The organism is Mesorhizobium sp. M6A.T.Cr.TU.014.01.1.1 (genome assembly GCF_004022765.1).
GTDB lineage: Bacteria > Pseudomonadota > Alphaproteobacteria > Rhizobiales > Rhizobiaceae > Mesorhizobium > Mesorhizobium mediterraneum.
On record NZ_RZPG01000036.1, the window covers coordinates 1 to 21592 of the forward strand.

The 21592-nt window shown below is 63.1% G+C and carries 21 protein-coding genes and 1 pseudogene; 18 read left to right on the forward strand and 4 right to left on the reverse strand.

Annotated features, from left to right (window positions below):
* Together EN885_RS29520 and EN885_RS29525 are read left to right on the forward strand one after the other, a co-directional pair.
* The coding region (locus EN885_RS29520; RefSeq protein WP_164897940.1) for a porin at nt 1–535 on the forward strand (535 nt) is incomplete at its 5' end.
* A 245-nt stretch (nt 536–780) separates the two neighbouring features.
* Nucleotides 781–1824, forward strand: coding sequence for a site-specific integrase (locus tag EN885_RS29525; protein WP_128244116.1), 1044 nt, complete (start codon nt 781–783; stop codon nt 1822–1824).
* 48 nt (nt 1825–1872) lie between these two features.
* Here EN885_RS29525 and EN885_RS29530 read toward each other — a convergent pair whose 3' ends face one another.
* Nucleotides 1873–2766: an alpha/beta hydrolase gene (locus EN885_RS29530; RefSeq protein WP_128244117.1), complete on the reverse strand. Its 894-nt coding sequence runs from the start codon at nt 2764–2766 to the stop codon at nt 1873–1875.
* Nucleotides 2767–2907: 141 nt separating this feature from the next.
* Nucleotides 2908–4947, reverse strand: a complete 2040-nt coding sequence (locus tag EN885_RS29535; RefSeq protein ID WP_127205202.1) for a lytic transglycosylase domain-containing protein — start codon at nt 4945–4947, stop codon at nt 2908–2910.
* A gap of 246 nt (nt 4948–5193) precedes the next feature.
* Here EN885_RS29535 and dapA point away from each other — a divergent pair, with 246 nt between their 5' ends.
* The 3 genes from dapA (at nt 5194) to EN885_RS29550 (ending at nt 7466) form a co-directional block, all read left to right on the forward strand.
* Nucleotides 5194–6075 (forward strand): 4-hydroxy-tetrahydrodipicolinate synthase, encoded by an 882-nt coding sequence (dapA, locus tag EN885_RS29540; protein ID WP_095483131.1) that lies wholly within the window; start codon nt 5194–5196, stop codon nt 6073–6075.
* A gap of 151 nt (nt 6076–6226) precedes the next feature.
* Entirely contained in the window at nt 6227–6706 is a 480-nt protein-coding gene (gene smpB / locus EN885_RS29545) for an SsrA-binding protein SmpB (protein ID WP_023719895.1), read from the forward strand.
* A gap of 16 nt (nt 6707–6722) precedes the next feature.
* Complete coding sequence (locus EN885_RS29550; protein ID WP_095483132.1) at nt 6723–7466, forward strand: GH25 family lysozyme; 744 nt, start codon at nt 6723–6725, stop codon at nt 7464–7466.
* Here the strand turns inward: EN885_RS29550 and EN885_RS29555 are convergent.
* Complete coding sequence (locus tag EN885_RS29555) at nt 7435–8097, reverse strand: uracil-DNA glycosylase (protein WP_164759170.1); 663 nt, start codon at nt 8095–8097, stop codon at nt 7435–7437. The two genes, EN885_RS29550 and EN885_RS29555, sit on opposite strands and share 32 nt — an antisense overlap.
* 11 nt (nt 8098–8108) lie before the next feature.
* A complete protein-coding gene (locus EN885_RS29560; protein WP_095483134.1) occupies nt 8109–8690 on the reverse strand; it encodes an NYN domain-containing protein in 582 nt (193 codons plus the stop codon).
* Nucleotides 8691–9010: 320 nt separating this feature from the next.
* Between EN885_RS29560 and rpoZ the strand changes: the two genes are divergently transcribed.
* From rpoZ to EN885_RS29625, 13 genes and pseudogenes are all read left to right on the forward strand, one after another.
* Complete coding sequence (gene rpoZ / locus EN885_RS29565; protein WP_095483135.1) at nt 9011–9412, forward strand: DNA-directed RNA polymerase subunit omega; 402 nt, start codon at nt 9011–9013, stop codon at nt 9410–9412.
* 111 nt (nt 9413–9523) lie between these two features.
* Nucleotides 9524–11752: a bifunctional (p)ppGpp synthetase/guanosine-3',5'-bis(diphosphate) 3'-pyrophosphohydrolase gene (locus EN885_RS29570; RefSeq protein WP_095483136.1), complete on the forward strand. Its 2229-nt coding sequence runs from the start codon at nt 9524–9526 to the stop codon at nt 11750–11752.
* A 46-nt stretch (nt 11753–11798) separates the two neighbouring features.
* Entirely contained in the window at nt 11799–12377 is a 579-nt protein-coding gene (gene pyrE / locus EN885_RS29575) for an orotate phosphoribosyltransferase (RefSeq protein ID WP_095483137.1), read from the forward strand.
* A gap of 13 nt (nt 12378–12390) precedes the next feature.
* A complete protein-coding gene (locus tag EN885_RS29580) occupies nt 12391–12771 on the forward strand; it encodes a VOC family protein (RefSeq protein WP_206072912.1) in 381 nt (126 codons plus the stop codon).
* A 264-nt stretch (nt 12772–13035) separates the two neighbouring features.
* A complete protein-coding gene (locus EN885_RS29585) occupies nt 13036–13608 on the forward strand; it encodes a DUF2062 domain-containing protein (RefSeq protein WP_128244118.1) in 573 nt (190 codons plus the stop codon).
* The gene (gene acpS / locus EN885_RS29590; protein WP_127205200.1) at nt 13605–14018 is read left to right on the forward strand and encodes a holo-ACP synthase; all 414 of its coding nucleotides are present in this window, start codon (nt 13605–13607) and stop codon (nt 14016–14018) included. Before EN885_RS29585 ends, acpS begins: the two co-directional genes overlap by 4 nt.
* A 77-nt stretch (nt 14019–14095) precedes the next feature.
* On the forward strand, nt 14096–14845 hold the full coding sequence (lepB, locus tag EN885_RS29595) for a signal peptidase I (RefSeq protein ID WP_126107172.1): 750 nt from the start codon (nt 14096–14098) through the stop codon (nt 14843–14845).
* Nucleotides 14846–14849: 4 nt separating this feature from the next.
* Nucleotides 14850–15575: a ribonuclease III gene (gene rnc, locus EN885_RS29600; protein ID WP_128244119.1), complete on the forward strand. Its 726-nt coding sequence runs from the start codon at nt 14850–14852 to the stop codon at nt 15573–15575.
* On the forward strand, nt 15572–16504 hold the full coding sequence (gene era, locus EN885_RS29605; RefSeq protein ID WP_128244120.1) for a GTPase Era: 933 nt from the start codon (nt 15572–15574) through the stop codon (nt 16502–16504). Before rnc ends, era begins: the two co-directional genes overlap by 4 nt.
* A gap of 42 nt (nt 16505–16546) precedes the next feature.
* Nucleotides 16547–17446, forward strand: a pseudogene (locus EN885_RS29610) (aminoglycoside phosphotransferase family protein).
* A gap of 46 nt (nt 17447–17492) precedes the next feature.
* Nucleotides 17493–18269 carry a DNA repair protein RecO gene (recO, locus tag EN885_RS29615; protein ID WP_128244121.1) on the forward strand — a complete coding sequence of 259 codons (777 nt, stop codon included), beginning with the start codon at nt 17493–17495 and terminating at the stop codon, nt 18267–18269.
* Complete coding sequence (locus EN885_RS29620) at nt 18266–18784, forward strand: PaaI family thioesterase (RefSeq protein ID WP_128244122.1); 519 nt, start codon at nt 18266–18268, stop codon at nt 18782–18784. The genes recO and EN885_RS29620 overlap by 4 nt, the downstream gene beginning before the upstream one ends.
* 63 nt (nt 18785–18847) lie before the next feature.
* Complete coding sequence (locus EN885_RS29625) at nt 18848–21592, forward strand: DUF2339 domain-containing protein (RefSeq protein WP_128244123.1); 2745 nt, start codon at nt 18848–18850, stop codon at nt 21590–21592.

The window sequence follows — 21592 nt, forward strand, 5'->3', positions numbered from 1 at the left end:
CGCCGTCGTCTCGCTCGAAGAAGGCTACGGCGACTTCACGATCGACAGCTACGTTCCGCATGTCGTCGGCGGCGTGAAGTGGACGCAGGGCTGGGGCGCGATCACCGGCGTCGTTGCTTACGACAGCAACTACGAAGAGGTGGCCGGTAAGGTTCGCCTCGACGTCACGCCGATGGAGAACCTGTCGCTGTTCATCATGGCCGGCTACGGCACGGACGACAACTACACGGATACGTCATATGTATTCGACGCCAACGGTCGCGGCATGTACAAGCTGTGGAGCGGCAATTGGGCAGTCTGGGGCGGTGGCACCTACACCATCAACGAGAAGACCTCGTTCAACACCCAGGTCTCGTATGACGAGGGCAAGAATCTCGGCGTCGTGGCGAACATCGCCTATGACATCGTCCCCGGCCTGACGATCACGGCGGAGGCCTCCTACTTCAGCTTAGGCGAGGATTCTGTCTCCAACTGGACCGGTGCGGACGACGACGACAGCTTTGGCGGCCAGCTCCGCTTCCAGCGCTCGTTCTAAGGGCTGGGCTTAAAACAAGTGAAATTCCAGCCCGGGCGCTTCAATGCCCGGGCTGTTTTGTTTCGTGACCTGGATCAAGGCAAACAGAAGGAACAGGGGGTAACGGTAGCTGAATAAGGTCCGTGGGAAGATTTCGTGGGATTCGTTGATGGCGGATGAAATCACAACTGCGTGATCAAAACTCTTGAAAGGACGCTCCCAGGCAGATAGGGCTGACCTATCCACTCCGGGGGTGTGGCAAGACAATGACAAACGAAGCGATTCAAGAGGGTGCTCCCTCTGACCATTTTTCGATGTTTTCTTCTCAAAACGCAAAAATAAAATACAGTTATAACAAGATCAGAGAAGTAAAGTCGTACAAGGTCGGGGAGCTGTTTTCAGCATACCGAGACATACTTTGGGATGATGGGCGGCATAAATACAATGTCAGCTCCTTCATCGGCGAAATAGACGAGATTCTCCTTGGGGAGCGTTTCAGCGCCTTTGACCAGAGTACCCTGGACAACCTTATCGGCACCTTGCGCCAGCGCGGCAACAGCAACGCAACCATCAATCGAAAGATGGCTGCTCTCAGCAAACTGCTGCGCAAGGCTCACAAGATGGGGGATATCCACAGCCTGCCCGAGTTCCGCCGCCAGAAGGAGCGGGCGGGACGGATTCGCTTCATCGAGCGGGATGAGGAAGCCCAGCTGTTCGCCGCCATAAAGAGACGCAGCGAGGACGCTTACCGGCTTTCGGTCTTTCTCGTCGACACCGGCTGTCGCCTCGGCGAGGCGCTGGGCTTGATCTGGAATGATATCCAGGAGCATCGCGTCAGCTTCTGGATCACCAAATCCGGCCGCAGCCGCACCATTCCACTCACTGCCCGGACCAAAGAGGTGATCAAGCTGCCGGTCACCGAGGGCCGTCGGCCCAAAGGTCCTTTCACCAAGCTCAGCCAGGCGCAATTTCGCGCCATCTGGAACGATGCGAAGGCCGAAGTCGGCCTTGGCGCCGACGAACAGGTCGTGCCGCACATATTGCGCCACACCTGCGCCTCGCGTCTCGTCCAGGGCGGCATCGACATCAGGCGTGTGCAGATGTGGCTTGGCCACCAGACGCTTTCGATGACCATGCGTTACGCGCATCTTGCCACGAACGACCTCGACGGCTGCGTCGTCGTGCTGGAAACCCCTCGGTGCAATGGATCGGAGGCGGAACGCCCTCTGTCTTCTGCGGAACCAAGGAGCGAGCCGGTCGCGGCGAAAGCCTCATCCAAGGCGCCCCGGAAAAATTCGAAGTCCGCGTAAGCCAAATTCAAGTAAAAACCTCCAGGATCGAAGTCGATCCTGGAGGTTTTACTTCGAGCCGATCTGCTGTTCGGCCGTATCCAGAAAAGCGGCGATGGCGCCGGGCAGGCCGCCGGTCTCGAGGAAAGGCGCATGGCCCTGGCCCTCGACCGTGATCGTTTCGATATGGGGAACACGCTTTCGCATCTGTTCGAGCGTCTCAGTGGACAGCAGCTTCGAATTGGCGCCACGTATGGTGAGCAAGGGCACCGCCGCCAGCGCCTCGAACTGCGGCCACAGTGCCGGCAACGGCTGGGTGAGATCGAGACCCGCCAGCGTGTCGACCAGCTTCGGGTCGAAATCCGGCACCAGCCCGTCATCCGTCTCTCGGTAGAGGGCCGATACCATGCGGTCCCAATCCACCTCAGTCAGGGCTGGAAAGTCGCTGCCATGCGCGCCGCGCAGGGCGCCGACCGCCTCGGCATGGGTTTTCGGCTTTGGCGCGCGCTCGAGATAGGAGCGGATATGGGCGAGGCCGCCGGCCTCGACCACCGGGCCGATATCGTTGAGAACGATGGCCCTCAGGATGGTCGGTCGCATCGCGCCGAGCACATGAATGATCAGCCCGCCACGTGACGTGCCGATGAAGCCCGCTTCCTCGATATCAAGCGCCGCCAGCCCGGCGAGAACATCACCGGCCTCGACGCCGACATTGTAGTGGCCGATATCGGGGTCGTAGGCGGACTGCCCGCGCCCGCGATAGTCGAAGGCGACGATTTTGCGCGGATTTTTCGCTCGTCGCGACAGGTGCAGCGCCAGCTCATGAAAGTCGCGGCTATTGCGGGTGAGGCCGGGCAGGCAGACGACCGGCCAGCGTCCGGAGTTCGCTTCGCCGTAGATACGGGCGTGGAGTTGCAGCCCGTCCGGCGAAGCGTAGAAGAAGTCGGAAAAACCGCTCGACATTTGGACTCGATTCCTCGCCGTTGCCGGATCGTCCCGACTGCTACAGGCGAGGGCAGGTAGGGTCAAAATCGACTTAGCCGTCGGCAGGACAGAGGGGGCGCGAAGGATCGCCAGCCTCTGGCTTAACCTGCCTTCCTTGGTTCAACTCCGCCCGTTCACCAGGTCGCCCACAATGTCGTATTTGCCGGAAATACGCATCTTGTAGACTTCGTAATTCTCCATCACGCGCTGGACGTAACTTCTTGTTTCCGTGTAGGGAATCCGTTCGATCCAGTCGACGACGGCGTCGATGTCCTTGCCGCGCGGGTCGCCGTATTTCGCCACCCACTGGGCGGCGCGGTTGGGGCCGGCATTGTAGCCGGCAAAGGTCAGCACGTAGGAGCCGTCGAAGCGGCCGAGCTGCTCGCCGAGGAAGGCGGCGCCCAGCGTCGCATTATAGCCGGCGTCGGTGGTCAGCCGCGCTTGCGAGAAAATCATTCCGGCCTTCTTTGCCAATTGCTTGGCGGTCCCCGGCATCAGCTGCAGCAGCCCGCGCGCGCCGGCGCTGGAGACGGCGCCGATGTTGAACTCGCTTTCCTGGCGGGCGATCGCATAGGCCAGCGCCTTGCCCGAGCCGGAAATGTTGGCGGTGTCGGGAATGACGCCGAGCGGATGCGACAGCGCGCCGACATCGATGCCGCGCGCGCCGGCGATCTTGCCGACTTTCAGCGCCAGGAAATGATTGCCCTGCTTTTCCGCCATCATGGCCAGCAGCGCCAGCTCTCCGGGACTGCTTAACTGTCCGGCGAGGTCGCGGTAAAGCGTGTCGGCATAGCGCTCATAGCCCGCCTCCTGCAGCCGCCTGATGGCGCTGACAGCTTCGCGGCCGGCGAAATTGCGGCGGTCGGTGGTATCAGGCGAGGGATAGGCGATGTTGAGCACCTGCCGGCCGACGCGCTCGCCGGCGAGTTGGCCGTAGAACGTCGTGCCATAGGCGGCGGCACGGGTGAAATGATCCTTCGCATTGCCGGGACCACCGACTTCGGCTGCACGGCCGAGCCAATAATAGGCGCGCGACAGCGATATCGGCCCCTGAGTGAGATCGGCGATCCGCGCGAAATGCTTGGCAGCGGTATTGGGGTCGTTGAGGCCGCGCAGCGCGTACCAGCCGGCATGGAACTCCGCATCCGCCGCATTGGCGGCACTTTCGGCGGCATGTGCTGCTACGATCCTGTAGGCGGTCTTCATGTCGCCCTGGTCGACCAGTTCGCGCGACAATACTCGACGCTCGGCCCACCAGGCATCCGGGTCGGCCAGCGCGTTGCGGTCGCTCGGCGCCTTCATCACCATTGCGACGGCGTCGGAAAGCTTGTCTTGCTTGCGCAGATATTGGGCTTGCGCAAAGAAATAGCCGGCCGAACGCTGCGCGGCGGGCACGGCCTTCAGCAGTTTGGCCGCGTTCTTGTCGCCCTTGGCCGCCGCCGCCCAGGCGTCGGCCAGTTGCTGGGCGTCGGCAAGGCCGGCGACGCGCAGCGCGGAATTGACCCGGTCGGCATAGAACATGCGCTCCATGCGGAAGCGGTGGTCGGCTGCGGGGATCAGCTTGCCGAATTCCTGGATGATGTCAGCTTCGTCCTTGGCTTCCAGTTTTTCGGTGCGCCAGAAAGGCGACAGCACCGAGCGCGCCGCCTTGACGTCGCCCCGCGACACATACGAGCGGGCGAGGATCACCACGCCCTCGACTGTTTGCGGCTGGCTGCCGCCGAATGCCTGCACCACGATCTCAGGCGCGGGGTTCTCGCGATAGAGCGCGCGCTCGCTGTTCTTGCGCAAGGCGATCATGCCCGGCCAGTTCGGCAACATCTTCGCAGCATCGGCGATGTCGCCGCTTGGCACCTTGTCGCCGCCATAGAGCGCGATCGCCCAGGCAAGGATGTGCCGGTCGAGCGACTTGACCGGCAGAGCCTCGCGCACTTGACGCGCTCCGGCAACGTCGTTTGCCGCCAGCGCGTCAAGGCCGCTCTTCAGCCTGGCGACGCTGGCGGATGGGGATCTCGTATCCTGCAGGCCCGTACCCTGCAGGTGGGGCATCGGAATGGCCGACGTGACCTGCACATCGATCTTGCCGGCGGCCACGCCGCTCGGCATCAGCAGGAGGATTGCGCCAAGCAGCGCAAAAAAATGAGGCTGCTTGGTCGGCATGGTCTTCATCATTTCCTGTCTACACATTACCAACAGGCACAGATCAACTGAAGCCTAGTTGGCTGCTATGAAGAGGCCGTAAACAAAGCGCTACCAAGGTCGTTCAAATTGCGCTTGCTGGCACTACTGCCATGCTTGCCGCGCAACGGTGTCGAGACTATGGTGCGCCGCTTCGCTTTCGGCTAGAAGGCGCGCACGACAAACCCGAGAAGTCAAAACCCGAGAAGTCCCAAGGAGTTGGACGACATGCTGAGAGGCTCGCTTACCGCGCTCGTGACACCGTTCGAAAAGAGCGGTCGTTTCGACGAGAAAGCCTTTCGCGCCCTCGTTGCCTGGCAGATCGCCGAAGGCACGACCGGTTTGGTTCCTGTCGGCACGACAGGCGAGTCGCCGACCCTGTCGCATGACGAGCACCGCCACGTCGTCAAGGTGTGCATCGAGGTGGCCAAAGGCCGCGCTCCGGTCGTCGCCGGCGCCGGCTCCAACAACACCGAAGAGGCGGTTGGCCTGGTGCAATATGCCGAGAAGGCGGGCGCCGACGCGGCACTGGTCGTCACGCCTTATTACAACAGGCCGACGCAGCGCGGCCTCTATGAACATTTCGCCGCCGTCGCCAGGGCGACCAGTCTGCCGATCATCATCTACAACATCCCGCCGCGCTCGGTGATCGACATGATGCCCGAGACGATGGGCCGGTTGGCTCACGACTTCAAGAATATCGTCGGCGTCAAGGACGCCACCGGCAAGGTCGAGCGGGTTTCCGAGCAGCGTGCGACCTGTGGCAAGGATTTCATCCAGCTTTCGGGCGAGGATGCCTCGGCGCTCGGCTTCAACGCCCATGGCGGCGTCGGTTGCATCTCGGTGACGTCGAATGTCGCACCTAGGCTGTGCGCCGAATTCCAGGAGGCGACGCTTTCCGGCGACGGCGCCAAGGCGCTGGATTTGCAGGACCGCCTGCTGCCGCTGCACAAGGCGATCTTCATTGAACCCGGCGTGTCCGGCGCGAAATATGCGCTGTCGAAGCTCGGCAAGGTCGAGAACGTGCTGCGCTCACCGCTGGTCACCGTCGAGCAGTCGACCGCCGAAAAGATCGATGCGGCCATGAAGCACGCCGGCTTGATTAATTAGCGAGCCCGTTTGGAAATTCTACTCCTGCGGCCATCTGAAGGCGTCACCTGCGCTTCCGGTGCTCACGTACTATATGTACGCTCCGCTCCGGGTCTCGGTGCCACCATCATCTGACTCGCAGGAGCGAGTTTCGAAACGGACTCTAGACGTCATGAATCAAGTCAGAAAAGCCGATCCCAACAACAAGACCGTTGCGGAAAACCGCAAGGCACGGTTTTCCTATGAGGTGCTCGACACGATCGAGGCCGGCCTGGTGCTGACCGGCACCGAGGTGAAGTCGCTGCGCCAGGGCCAGGCCAACATCCAGGACAGTTACGCCTCGGTCGAGGGCGGTGAGATCTGGCTGATCAACTCCTATTTGCCAGAATATCTGCAGGCCAACCGCTTCAACCACGAGCCACGCCGGCGCCGCAAGCTGCTGCTCAACAAACGCGAGATGGCCAAGCTGTCGCAGAGCGTCGATCGCGAAGGCATGACGCTGGTGCCGCTAAAAATCTACTTCAACGACCAGGGCCGGGCCAAAGTGCTGCTCGCCGTTGGTCGCGGCAAGAAACTGCACGACAAGCGCGAGACCGAAAAGCAGCGCGACTGGTCGCGCGAGAAAGGCCGGTTGCTGAAGGAGCGTGGGTAGGCTGGGAACCACTCTTTTGAAGAACCGGATCGTTCTTTGGGGTGCGGCCAGCCTGATCCTCGTGTGCGTCGTCGCGGCCGTCGGCTATTTCTACTTCCAGACGTTTTCTCCGGACCGAAGCAAATATCCGGTCAGAGGTATCGACGTTTCCCATCATCAGCGGCAGATCGACTGGCGCCGTGTTGCCGCCGACGATGTCGCCTTCGCCGTCATCAAGGCGACCGAGGGCGGCGACCATGTCGACGACGCCTTCGCCGCCAATCTGCGTGAGGCGCGTGCGGCCGGGCTGGCGGTCGGTGCCTATCATTTCTTCACCTTCTGCAGGCCTGGCGCCGATCAGGCGCGCAATTTCATCTCCGTCGTGCCGCGCGATCAATCGCTGCTGCCGCCGGTGGTGGACATAGAATTTGTCGGCAATTGTCCGCGGCGGCCATCGCCCGAAGAATTGAATGTCGAACTCTCGGCTTTCCTGCGCCCTGTCGAGGCAGCTTTCGGCAAGACAGCGATCCTCTATGTGACCGACGAGGCTGCGCGGGTCTATGCCGGTCAGATCGTCGGCCGACCGCACTGGGTTCGTTCGCTGGCGCTGTGGCCAGGTCATGACGACTGGATCTATTGGCAGTACCACGACAGGGGTCGCGTCGACGGCATCAGTGGCGATGTCGATCTGAATGTCCTTCAGGGCGGGCAGGAGAAATTGGCCGAGCTGTTTGCGCCACCGCCCGAATCTATCTCTCCAGAAACGCGGCTATATCACTGAACACGTTGACGAACATCGTTTCCGTCAGCACGCCGGTGTTGGTGTTGTAGCGCGAGCAATGATAGCTGGAGAACAGCGTGACGCCATTGGTTTGCTGCTGTCCGCCGTGGCGGAAGGGATAAGCGGCAACACGCCCACCCAGCGCCCGCACGGTCGACTGGTGCGCGATCGAGCCCAGCGCCAGCACGGCGCGCAGGTTTTTAAACCGCGCGATCGTCGGCACCAGGAACGTCCGGCAGGTGGCAATCTCGGCGCCGACCGGCTTGTTGTCCGGTGGCACGCAGCGCACCGCATTGGTGATCGCCGTGCCGACAAGCTCCAGCCCGTCATCGGGCCGCGCCTTGAATTGGCCGCGCGCAAAGCCGTGCGCGATCAGCGTGTTGTAGAGCAGGTCGCCGGCGTAGTCGCCGGTGAAGGGACGCCCCGTCCTGTTCGCCCCACGCAGGCCTGGCGCCAGCCCGACGATCAACAGTTTAACGGCATCCTCGCCCTCGGGCGGCAGGAAGGTCGGCACCGGCGCATTGAACCAGGACGGCTCGCGCTGCCGCCATTGCGCGATAAAATCATGCAGCCGCGGGCAGAGCGGGCAGTCGCGATCAGGCTCGGGGGATGCGACCAAGGGAGCGGTCAAGACCGCCGCCGTCAATAGTCGTCCTCGTCGACTTCGGCCGGCTCGGGCCGGCGCACCGGCCGCTCGGACGGATCGCGGCCGACCTCGCTCTTCAGCGTCATCAGGTCGATGAAATGGTCCGCCTGGCGGCGCAGATCGTCGGAAATCATCGGCGGCTGTGAAGCCATGGTGGAGACGATCGAGACCTTGCGCCCGCGCCGCTGCAGCGCCTCGACCAGCGTGCGGAAATCGCCGTCGCCGGAAAAGATGACATAGTGGTCGACGACATCGGCAAGTTCCAGCGCATCGACCGTCAGCTCGATGTCCATATTGCCCTTGATCTTGCGGCGGCCGGTCGAGTCGGTGAACTCCTTGGCCGGCTTGGTCACCACCTTGAAGCCGTTATAGTCGAGCCAGTCGATCAGCGGCCGGATCGAGGAATATTCCTGATCCTCGACCAGCGCGGTGTAGTAGTAAGCACGCAGCAGGTAGCCGCGCTTCTGGAAGCTCGACAAAAGCTTGCGGTAGTCGATGTCGAAGCCGAGCGCGCGCGACGTGGCGTAAAGATTGGCTCCGTCGATGAAAAGAGCGATTTTTTCACGAGGGTCGAACATGGAAAATATTCCTTTTCGAAAATAAGCGGCCGTCTAAATGCGCGTGACTATCGGTCGGCTTGAAATAACCGGCTGACCTTCGTCATTCGAGATAACGCCGGTTTTACGGCAATCCAAGGATATGATGCTGCATAGCAAGCAATTGTGATCGGTGCCGTATCGTCGCAGGCGACGCGCGCCCAGACCACGCCTTGGCCGGCCCCGGACTTGACCCGGACCTGGCCCCGGACTGATATTGCCAAAAAGCTTGTATTTTGGCGGCGTTCAGGTTATGGACCGCGCCTGTTTTCCATTAAATCCAGGCATGAAAGGGGCAGCTCATGGCCCGCGTAACCGTTGAAGATTGCATCGACAAGGTCGACAACCGCTTCGAGCTCGTGCTCCTGGCCGGCCACCGTGCCCGTCAGATCAGCCAGGGCGCGCAGATCACCGTTCCTCGCGACAACGACAAGAATCCGGTCATCGCGCTGCGCGAGATCGCCGAAGAGACGCTGTCGCCCGACGATCTCAAGGAAGACCTGATCCACTCGCTGCAGAAGCATGTCGAGGTCGATGAGCCGGAAGCCGATGGCGAGGCGATCGCCGACCAGACCGGTGCCGCCGCTGTGGCTACCGATGCCGACGACACCGAGGACAACATCACCTTCGACCGCATGACCGAGGAAGACCTCCTGGCCGGCATCGAAGGTCTGGTACCGCCGGAAAAAAGCGACGATTATTAATCTTCGCAACGACTGCCGACACTTTCGCGTCGGCGGTTTCGTGGTTATCTATGACATGCGCCGTACGCCAGTGCGGCGCATGATTCATTTCAGCACTGCGAGATCCCGCCCATGATGCGTCAGTATGAGCTTGTCGAGCGCGTCCAGCGCTACAAGCCTGACGTCAACGAGGCGCTGCTCAACAAGGCCTATGTCTACGCCATGCAGAAGCATGGCCACCAGAAGCGTGCCTCCGGCGACCCTTATTTCTCGCATCCGCTCGAAGTCGCCGCCATCCTCACCGAAATGCACATGGATGAGGCGACCATCGCGGTTGCGCTGCTGCACGACACGATCGAGGACACCACGGCGACCAGGGCCGAGATCGACGAGCTGTTCGGTCCGGAAATGGGCAAGCTGGTCGAAGGCCTGACCAAGCTGAAGAAACTCGACCTCGTCTCCAAGAAGGCCGAGCAGGCGGAAAACCTGCGCAAGCTCTTGCTGGCGATCTCGGAAGACGTTCGCGTGCTGCTGGTCAAGCTTGCCGACCGCTTGCACAACATGCGCACGCTCGACCATGTGCCTGAAGCCAAGCGCCTGCGCATCGCCGAGGAAACGATGGATATCTATGCGCCGCTGGCCGGGCGCATGGGCATGCAAGGCATGCGCGAGGAACTCGAGGAGATCGCCTTCCGCTTCATCAATCCGGAAGCCTACCGCGCTGTCACCGCGCGGCTCGCCGAAATCTTCGAGCGCAACAAGGATGTGCTGTCCGAGATCGAGAAGGCGCTGTCCGCGCTGTTCGAGAAATATGCGATCAAGGCCGAGGTCAAGAGCCGCCAGAAGAAGCCGTGGTCGGTGTTCCGCAAGATGGAAGCCAAGGCGCTGTCCTTCGAGCAACTGTCCGACATTTTCGGCTTTCGCGTCGTCGTCGATACCGTCGAGGACTGCTACCGGGCGCTCGGCGCCATCCATACGACATGGTCGATGGTGCCAGGCCGCTTCAAGGACTACATCTCGACGCCGAAGCAGAACGACTACCGTTCGATCCACACCACCATCGTCGGGCCGTCGCGCCAGCGCGTCGAGCTTCAGATCCGCACCTACCAGATGAACAAGATCGCCGAATATGGCGTTGCCGCGCATTCGATCTACAAGGACAGCGGCGGCAAGGTGAACGGCACCGCCCATGCGATCTCGAAGGAGACCAACGCCTATGCCTGGCTGCGGCGCACCATCGAGCAGCTTGCCGAAGGCGACAATCCCGAGGACTTCCTCGAAAACACCAAGCTGGAACTGTTCCAAGACCAGGTATTCTGCTTCACGCCCAAGGGCATGCTGATCGCGCTGCCGCGCGGCGCCACGCCGATCGATTTCGCCTACGCCGTGCACACCGATGTTGGCGACACCTGCGTCGGTGCCAAGGTAAACGGCCGCATCATGCCGCTGATGACCGAACTGAAGAATGGCGACGAGGTCGAGATCATCCGTTCCAAGGCGCAGGTGCCGCCGGCGGCGTGGGAATCGGTCGTCGTCACCGGCAAGGCGCGCTCGGCGATCCGCCGCGCCACCAAGAATGCCATCCGCAAGCAATATTCGGGTCTCGGCATCCGCATACTGGAACGCGCCTTCGAGCGGTCCGGGAAGACCTTTACCAAGGAGAGCCTGAAGTCGGTGCTGCATCGGCTGGCGCGCAAGGACATCGAGGATGTGCTGGCTTCGGTCGGCCGCGGCGAACTTGCTTCCACCGATGTCATGAAAGCGGTGTTTCCCGACTACAAGGACGAGCGCGTCACGCTGGCCGCGCCCAAGCAGCGCGAGGAGGGCTGGTCGAAGATCCGCAATGCCGCCGGAATGCTGTTCCAGATTCCGGGACGCGCGGCACGCAAGGATAAGGACCAGCCAAGGGACGGCGCCGTGCCGATCCGTGGCGTGCGCGGCGACCTGCCGGTGCGCTTCGCGCCGGAAGGTGCTGTGCCCGGCGACCGCATCGTCGGCATCGTGCAGCCGGGAACCGGCATCACGATCTATCCGATCCAGTCGCCGGCGCTGCAGGCTTTCGACGACCAGCCCGAACGATGGATCGACGTGCGCTGGGACATAGACGAGCGCACCAAGGAGCGGTTTCCGGCGCGCGTCTCGGTCACCGCCATCAACGCGCCGGGCTCGCTGGCCGACATCGCGCAGGTCGTTGCATCCAACGATGCCAACATCCATACATTGTCGATGGTGCGCACCGCGCCTGATTTCACTGAAATGCTGATTGATCTCGAAGTCTGGGATCTGAAGCACCTGAACCGGCTGCTGTCGCAGCTCAAGGACAATTCGAGCGTCAGCGATGCAAGGCGCGTGAACGGCTAAAAATCACTAGCGTGCTGGAGACAAGCGTGTTGGAGACAGGGCAGAGATGAACACCGACGAAGTGCTGGGCATTTTCCGTGAAGCCGGTGCCGTTTTGGAAGGGCATTTCATCCTGACGTCGGGTTTGCGAAGCCCGGTCTTCCTGCAGAAGGCACGGGTCTTCATGCATGCCGACAAGACCGAGCGCCTGTGCAAGGCGCTGGCCGAAAAGATCCGCGCAGCTGTGTCCGGCAAGATCGACTATGTCGTCGGCCCGGCGATCGGCGGGCTGATCCCGGCCTACGAGACTTCGCGCCATCTTGGCGCACCGGCGATCTGGGTCGAGCGGGAAGGGGGCGAGTTCAGGCTCCGCCGCTTCGAGATCGCCAAGGGTTCGCGCGTCGTCATCGTCGAGGACATCGTCACCACCGGACTGTCGATCCGCGAGACCATCGATTGCCTGCGCGCGCTTGGCGCCGAGGTCGTTGCCGCCGCCTGCATCATCGACCGCTCGGCCGGCAAGACCGATGTCGGCGTGCCGTTGATAGCGCTCGCCGAATATGAGGTTCCGGCCTATCCAGCCGATAGCCTGCCGCCCGAGCTCGCCGCCATTCCGGCGATCAAGCCGGGCAGCCGCAACATATAACGGAGGCGCTGCCGTGATCGCCGGCATCGATCATTTCGTGCTGACGGTTCGCTCCGTCGATGACACCTGCGCCTTTTATCAGCGCGTGCTCGGGTTCAGGCGTCTCGACACACCGAACCTGCCGACGGCACTGCTTTTCGGAACGCAGAAGATCAACGTGCATGAGGTAGGGCGCACCTTCGAGCCCAAGGCGAAAGCGCCGACTCCGGGCACCGCAGATTTCTGCCTGGTCGCCGCCCGTCCGCTCGCCGAGATATGCGCCAGTCTGGAGGCCAATGGCGTTGCCGTCGAAGTCGGGCCGGTCGAGCGGATCGGCGCCCGTGGCCCGATGATGTCGGTCTATTTCCGCGACCCGGACGGCAACCTCGTCGAGGTCAGCGACTATGGGCTGTAGATAGCTTGCGGGTTGCTGCTGATCTCCGCGCCGAACTCGCCTCCTCAAATCCGCCGCGATTGTACTGTGTTCGAAACGGCGAAACGCCGGCGCCGCAAGGTCGCTGCAAGCGGGCGCCCGACGAGTTCCGGTTGTTCTGCGGCCGGCGTATCGCTATATCAAGGTCGTTGTTGCCTTTCGACGGCCGCAAAGCGCAAGATGTGGCTGTCACGCCCGGCCCGGGATGGTCAGAGCGGCAGCTTTGGATATCAGGACAGGAACAGAGTGCTTTTTCGACGCCGCAATCCTGATGGTTTTCTCGAGCGGGTGCGTACCTATCTGTGGCCACGCCGCTCTATCTCGCGTTCGCTGCGATACTTTTCCAAGCGCATCCTGCGGCTGAAGGCCACTCCGCACGCCGTGGCCGCCGGTGTCGCGGCGGGCGTGTTCGCATCATTCTTTCCGCTCGGCTTTCACTTCATCATCGCCTTTGCCGTCTCTTGGCTAATCGCCGGGAATCTGGTCGCGGCAGCGCTCGGCACGGTTGTCGGCAATCCGCTGACCTTCCCGCTGCTGTGGGGCGCGTCGTGGGAGACCGGCAAGCTGGTCCTGCACGAGCGCCTGCCGGCGCATGGGCCGCCCGCGCATCTCGGCGAGATGCTGCACAATCTTTCGTTTTCGCAATTGTGGGGACCGGTGCTGAAACCGATGACCGTCGGCGCCGTGCCGCTTGGCCTGATCTTCGGCCTCTTGTTCTACGGCATCACGCGCTGGGGCATGGCCACCTTCCGCGAACAGCGGCGCATGCGCCTGGCGGACAGAGCTGGAACGGCCGGACGGGAAGTTCCTGCCGAATGATCATTGGCATCGGCAGCGACCTGATCGATATCAGACGCATCGAAAAATCGCTGGAGCGCCATGGCCAGCGCTTCATTCAGCGCATCTACACCGAGGTCGAACAGGCCCGCTCCGAAAGTCGCGGCGCCCGCGCCGCCTCCTATGCCAAGCGTTTCGCCGCCAAGGAAGCCTGCGCCAAGGCGCTGGGCACCGGTATGGCGCAAGGTGTTTTCTGGCGCGATATGGGCGTCGTCAACCTGGCCAGTGGCAAGCCGACCATGGCACTGACCGGCGGGGCGGCGGCGCAACTGGACAAAATCCTGCCTGAACGGCACAGGGCGGCAATCCATCTCACCATCACCGACGACTTTCCGCTTGCTCAAGCCTTTGTGATCATCGAGGCGTTGCCCGTCGAAGAAGCGCCATATTGATTGCATCTGACCACCGGCATGACGTTGCCCAGCGCGCGCCGAGCCCCTATACCAACCAACGCATAATCGAGGACGACATGAGCGTGGCTGAAAAATCCCAGAAGAAATCCGGCGGGCTTGGCGAAACCGTCAGCGTCATCGTCCAGGCGCTTTTGCTCGCTCTGGTCATTCGCACGCTCCTTTTTCAGCCATTTTCTATCCCGTCCGGGTCGATGCGGCCGACCTTGCTCGAAGGCGACTATCTCTTCGTCACCAAATGGTCCTATGGCTTTTCCCGCTATTCGCTGCCGTTCGGGCCGGATCTCTTTTCGGGCCGCATCTGGGGCGCCGAGCCGAAGCGCGGCGACGTGGCGGTGTTCAAGTTCCCGCCGGACCCCTCCGTCGACTACATCAAGCGCGTCATTGGCCTGCCGGGGGACAAGATCCAGGTCAGGGATGGCCAGCTCTTCATCAACGGCGTCGGCGTGCCGCGCCAGAAGGTCGGGCAGATCGACAATCGCGACATCACCGAGGAGAGCGGGCCGGTCGACGTCTATCGCGAGACTTTGCCGAACGGCGTCAGCTATGACACGCTCGACCTGACGCCGAACTCGATCGGCGACAACACCCGCGAATTCGATGTGCCGCCCGGCCACTATTTCATGATGGGCGACAACAGAGACAATTCCTCGGACAGCCGCTTCACCGTCGGATTCGTGCCCGACGAGAACTTGGTCGGCCGCGCCAACCTCATCTTCTTCTCGATCGGTGGCAGCGCCAGCCCGCTCGAAATCTGGAAATGGCCGTCGCTGATGCGCGCGTCGCGCCTGCTCCATTTCGTCAATTAGGGCCATGGCGGCGACAAAACGGCTGTCCGCAGAAGCGCTCGCCGAAGCGCTCATGGAGCGCACCGGCCATGCCTTTGCCGACCGCCAGCGCTTGCAGCGTGCGCTGACCCATGCCAGCGCCCGCAGCAGCAATGCCGGCGTCGACTATGAGCGTTTCGAATTCCTGGGCGACCGCGTCCTCGGCCTGGTCGTCGCCGACATGCTTCTGGCGGCGTATCCGGACGCTGCCGAGGGTGAGCTTTCGCTCAGGCTCAATGCGCTGGTCAATGCCGAGGCGCTGGCGGAGATCGCCGAGGAGATCGGCCTGCCGGAGCTGATCCGTGCCGGCTCGGACGTACGCGGCCTCGACGGACGCAAGCGCGTCAATCTGCGCGCCGATGCGCTGGAATCGCTGATCGCCGTGCTCTACCTCGACGGCGGGCTGGAGGCAGCCAGCGCCTTCATCCACAAATACTGGCGGCCGCGCTCGCAGGCCATCGGTGCCGCCCGGCGCGATGCCAAGACCGAACTGCAGGAATGGGCGCATCAGGCGGCAGGCGCCGTGCCGGTCTACATAATTGACAGCCGCGAGGGACCGGACCACGATCCGCTGTTCACCATCAGCGTCAAGGTCGGCGCCTATCCGCCGGCGACCGGCAGTGGGCGCTCCAAGCGCGAGGCCGAGCAGGCCGCCGCCACCGCACTGCTGTTGCGCGAAGGCATCTGGCTAAATAAGGGGAGCGCGGCATGACCGCCACCGACGACGTCCCGCCGGCAACAGAAGCCGCCGCAACACACTCCGGCTTCGTCGCGCTGATCGGCGCGCCCAATGCGGGAAAATCGACGCTGGTCAACCAGCTGGTCGGCGCCAAGGTGTCGATCGTCACCCACAAGGTGCAGACGACGCGCGCCATCGTGCGCGGCATCGCCATCCACAATAACGCACAGATAGTTTTCGTCGACACGCCGGGCATTTTCAAGCCGAAGCGGCGATTGGACACGGCAATGGTGACGACCGCCTGGGGCGGTGCCAAGGACGCCGATATCGTGCTGTTGCTGATCGACGCCGAGCGCGGCATCAGGGGCGACGCCGATGCCATCCTGGAACGGCTGAAGGATGTGCGGCAGCCGATGGTGCTGATCCTCAACAAGGTCGACCGGGTCAAGCCCGAGGCGCTGCTGGCCCTGTCCGCGGCAGCCAACGAAAAGGTGCCCTTCAAGCGCACCTTCATGGTCTCGGCGCTGACCGGGTCGGGCTGCAAGGACCTGCTGGATTATCTGGCCGAAACCCTGCCTGCCGGCCCCTGGTATTACCCGGAAGACCAGATCTCTGATCTGCCGATGCGTCAGCTCGCGGCCGAGATAACCCGCGAGAAGCTCTATCTCAGGCTGCATCAGGAACTGCCCTATTCTTCCCACATCGAGACCGAGAAATGGGAAGAGAAGAAGGACGGCTCGGTGCGTATCGACCAGACCATCTATGTCGAGCGTGACAGCCAGAAGAAGATCGTCCTCGGCCACAAGGGCGAGACGATCCGTGCCATCGGCCAGGCGGCACGCATGGAGATATCAGGTATCCTCGAACAGAAGGTGCACCTGTTCCTATTCGTCAAGGTGCGCGAGAATTGGGGTGACGACCCCGAGCGCTATCGCGAGATGGGGCTGGAGTTTCCGCATTAGAGCATGTTCCCGAAAAGTGGGAACCGGTTTTCGGAAAAGATCATGCTCAAGCAAGAAGTCACTATCGACACAGCTCTGGTGAGCCGGCTGGTCGCCACCCAATTTCCCCGCTGGAAGGATCTTGCCGTCAGGCCGGTTGCATCAGGCGGATGGGACAACAGGACCTTTCATCTCGGAGACCACATGCTCGTGAGGCTGCCGAGCGCGGCGGCCTATTCCTTGCAGGTGGAAAAGGAACATCGCTGGTTGCCAAGGCTTGCGCCTCTGCTGCCGCTGCCTGTCCCGATTCCGCTGGCGATGGGAGCCCCGGCCGACGACTATCCCTGGCATTGGTCCATCTACCGCTGGATCGAAGGCGAGACGGCGACGCTGGAGCGTATTGCCAGCCTGCCGCAGTTCGCGGCCAGCCTGGCCCAGTTCCTGGTCGCCTTGCAACACATCGATCCAGCCGGTGGACCGGCGCCGGGGCAGCACAACTTTTTTCGCGGCGGACCACTGAGCGTCTATGACGATGAAACCCGGCAAGCCATTGCAGCCCTCGACGGCAAGATCGACACACGTGCCGCGAGCGCGGTGTGGGAAGCGGCGCTTGCCGCGACATGGCACGGCGCGCCCGTCTGGTTCCACGGTGACGTCAGTTGGGGAAACCTGTTGGTCAGGCAAGGCAGCTTGAGCGCGGTGATCGACTTCGGGACTTCCGGCGTGGGCGATCCCTCGTGCGATCTGGCGATTGCATGGACACTCTTCGAAGGGAAAAGCCGAGAGGTGTTTCGCGTGGGTCTTCAGGCCGATGAGGCAACCTAGGCGCGAGGCCGTGGTTGGGCGCTATGGAAAGCGCTGATCACGGTCGCTGGACATATAGACATCAATCCAGTCGAAGTTGAAAAGTCGCGACGCGTGATCGATGAAGTGCTTGCCGACCACCAGCGCGCGGACGGTTGAAAGCCTAATCTTGATTTCGCCACCGAACCGGTGACAAGCTCCGTTCATGGAATGGCGCGACGAGGGAATCATTCTCGGCACCCGCAAGCATGGCGAAACCAGTGCCATTCTTGAGGTCATGACCCGTGCGCATGGCCGCCACCTCGGCCTCGTGCGCGGTGGCCGCTCGCGCAAGCAACAGCCCGTTCTGCAGCCCGGCAACCGTGTCGACCTCTTGTGGCGGGCGCGGCTTGACGAGCATCTCGGCACCTTCCAGGCCGAGGCCCTCGAGATGAATGCCGCCCGTCTCATCGACAGCGCCGTCGCCATCTATGGGCTGCAGACCATGGCCGCGCATCTGCGCCTATTGCCCGAGCGCGACGCCCATAGCGGCCTCTACGAGACGCTGGCCGTGATGATCGCCCACCTCGACGATGCGGATGTCGCCGGCGAGCTGGTGGCGCGCTTCGAGCTGCTGGTTCTCGACGAGCTCGGTTTCGGCCTCGATCTCAGCCAGTGTGCCGCGACCGGCACCAGGCAGAACCTTGCCTATGTCTCGCCGAAATCCGGGCGTGCCGTGTCGCGCGCGGCAGGCGCGCCATGGCGCGATAAGATGCTGGTGCTCCCCGCCTTCCTGCAGCGCGGCTCCGGCCTGCGCGCCGATCCGGCGGCGATCGAGGACGCCTTCCGACTGACCGGCTTCTTTTTTACCCGCCATGTCTACGAGCCGCGCGGCATAGAGGCTCCCGGCGCCCGCGCCGGCTTCCTCGCCGCCTTGCGCAAGCACCACGCGCCCGGCAAGACCCTGATCGAAGAACCCGCCGCCGGAGAAATCACCAGATGAGCGAAGTGGAGCTCTATCCCGGCCGGGTCTCGCCGCTCGGCCTCGGCACCATTCCGCACGGCGACATTCTCGAGTATACCGGCCTGGAATTGCTCCAGCGCATCATCGACAACAAATACCCGGCGCCACCGATTTCCTTCCAACTCAGTTTCGACCTGACCGAAGTGTCGGAAGGACGCGCGGTGTTCCGCGGCATGCCGAACGAGCGCTATCTCAACCCGCTAGGCGGGGTGCATGGCGGCTGGGCCGCGACGCTGCTGGATTCGGCTCTTGCCTGCGCGGTGCAGACGCTGCTCGACAGAGGCGAGGCCTATACGACGGCGGAGTTCAAGGTGAACCTGACGCGGCCGATCACGCCGAAGACCGGCGAGGTGGTGTGCGAGGGCAGGGTGGTGCACAAGGGCCGCACACTGGCGGTTTCGGAAGCGACGCTGAAGGATGCCAACGGCAAGCTGCTGGCTTTCGGCACCGAAACATGCTCGATCTTTCCGGCCGCCAATCTGGCGGCGCGCTGACCCGGCCGGCCGTCTGGCCGCCGCATTTGTCAGTAACTACTGGCCTGGTTTGGGGGAACCGCCATGTTCGAAAGCCTGATCGGCCTAGTCGCGATCATCGCGCTGTTCGTCATTATCTCGCGCCAGCAGAGCCGCATCGGCCTGATCGAGCGTGAGCTTGGTGCGCTGCGCAGCCTCGTGCTTTCGGGCGCGCATGTGGCTCCGCCGCAGGCCAAGCCGGTAGAACAGGCCGCAAACGACAGCAAGCCAGCGGACGCGGCAGTTGCAGCCGTGACCGACATTGCCCCGCCATCGGCGGGCGAAGTTGAGGAAAAGCCGTCCATAGAAGTTGAAGCCGGGGAGGCCGCATCCGGACCGTGGGCTGCGGGCGAAGCGGCGCCAGCTGGATCTGCACCTGCGCAACCGGCCGCAGCGACGGCGAAAGCGGCCCAAAAACCCGACATTGAAACGGCGCTCGGCACCCGCTGGGCGGTCTGGGTCGGCGGCATCGCGCTGGCGCTGGGCGGCCTGTTCCTGATCCGCTACACCATCGAGGCCGGCATTTTCGGTCCCGGCGTGCGGCTAAGCATGGCAGCAATGCTCGGGCTGGTGCTGGTCGCCGTCGGCGAGTTCATCCGCCGCACCGGCTTCAGGGTGCCCGTACAGGGCGTCGCCGGCGCCTATATTCCGGCGATCCTGACGGCGGCCGGTGCTTTCATCCTGTTCGGCACGGTTTATGTCGCGCATGGCGTTTACGGCTTCATCGGGCCGGCGCTTGCCTTCACGCTGCTCGGCGCCATCGGCGTGGCGACCATCGCAGCCGCCCTCATCCACGGCCAGGCGCTGGCCGGCATCGGCCTGCTCGGCGCGGTGGTGACGCCGATGTTGGTCGCCTCGCAGGCGCCCAATCCCTGGGCCCTATTCGGCTATTTGGCGATCGTGCTCGCCGCCACCGCCATCATCGCACGCCTGCGCGACTGGAACTTGCTGATGGCGGCGGCGTTGGTCGGCACCGGCCTCTGGACCGTTCTCTACATGACCGATGCGCCGGGCGCCAACCTGCCTGTCATCCTCTTTATCAATGCGGTGACCTTGGCCGTGCTTGCCTTCGTCTGGCTCGGCCGTCGTGGTGGCGAAACTGAACCCGCCAGAGGCTTCGACTGGCCGTCGATCGCACCGGGCTTCTTCGTCGGCCTTTCGGCCATGGCGTTGTTCGTCGACCCGGCATACGCTGCCGCCGGCGATGCTCTGCCGGGAGCAGCCCTTATCGCAGCCCTGGTCGCGGTGGCGCTCTACCGGCCGCTGGCGCTGGCGCTTCTGCACGCCGCAGGGCTGGCGACGGTGCTGGTCTATCTCGGCATCATTCCGCCAACCTCCGTCGCTTCAGACTTTTCAGGTGGCGCTCTCGGCGTCGATGGCCTGACGGCGACTGTCTCCGACACGCTGATGCTCAGGATCGGCATCGCACTCGGGCTTGTCTTCATCGGCGCCGGCTTCTGGGCGGCGCGCAGATTTGCCGCATCGGCTCACATCCGCGCCGCCTCATGGGCGGCATGGGGCGTTATCGCGCCGCTGGTCATTTTGTTGGCGCTCTGGTTCACCTTCGGCAATCTCGACCGCGATCTTGTCTACGCGGCGGTAGCAGCCCTTCTGGTCGTGGTCTTCGCCGCTGGCGGCGAGTGGGTCGCGCGCGGTGAAAAGCCGCCGTTACAGGGCGGTGCGGCCGTCTCGTTCGCGCTTGGCGGAGCAGCAGTCGCCGCCTTGTTGATGCTCTGCATGGCCTTCGGATCCGGTTGGACCACCATCCTTCTGGGTGCCGCGGCCATCGTGCCAGCGCTGGCCACCCGCTGGCGCGCCTATCCGGTGCTTGGCTGGATTTCGGTTGGCGCGGTCATCGCGGTGCTCGGCCGTGTCGCCTTCGATCCGACAATCGTCGGCGCCGAATTCCTGTCGACGACGCCGGTGTTCAACTGGCTGCTGCCGGGATACGGCGTGCCGGCGCTCGCCTTCGGCTTTGCCGCCTGGCAACTCGCCCGCACCACTAATGGCCGGCCGCGCCTCGCCATGGAAGCGGGCGCTGCGCTGTTTGCGCTGCTCACCGTTGCGATTCTGGTGCGCCATGCCATGCATGGCGGCGTCATCGACACGGGGGCTGCGACGCTCGCCGAACAGGCGATCTACACGCTGATCGCCCTCGGCGCCGGCGCCATCCTGGTCGCCATCGACATGCGCTCGCCAAGCTCGGTGCTGCGCTATGGTTCGCTTGCCGCGGGCGTGGTCTCGGTCGCCTTCATCGTCGTCCAGCATTTCCTGGCGCTGAACCCGCTGTTCACTGACGAATCGACCGGCCGGATCCCGGTGTTCAATCTTCTGTTCCTCGCCTATCTCTTGCCGGCCGTCGCTGCCGGGGGGCTCGCGCTCTATAGCAGAGACAAGCGGCCAAAATGGTACGCCGCGATGCTGGCTCTGGTGGCGGCTCTGCCTGCATTCACCTATGCGACGCTATCGGTCCGGCGGCTGTTCAAGGGTGAGTTCATTGGCCTGTGGAGCGGCCTCGGCCAGCTCGAAACCTACACCTATTCCGCGCTGTGGCTGATCATCGGCGTGGCGCTGCTCACCGCCGGCGTCTGGCTGAAGTCGCAGGTGCTGCGCGTCGCGTCGGCCGCGCTGATCTCGGTCGCCGTGCTGAAAGTCTTCCTCTTCGACATGTCGGAGCTCGAAGGCGTGCTGAGGGCGCTGTCCTTTATCGGCCTCGGCGCGGTGCTGATCGGCATCGGTCTGTTCTACCAGCGGCTGCTGACGCGCGCGGCCAAATCCGAACCCGGATAG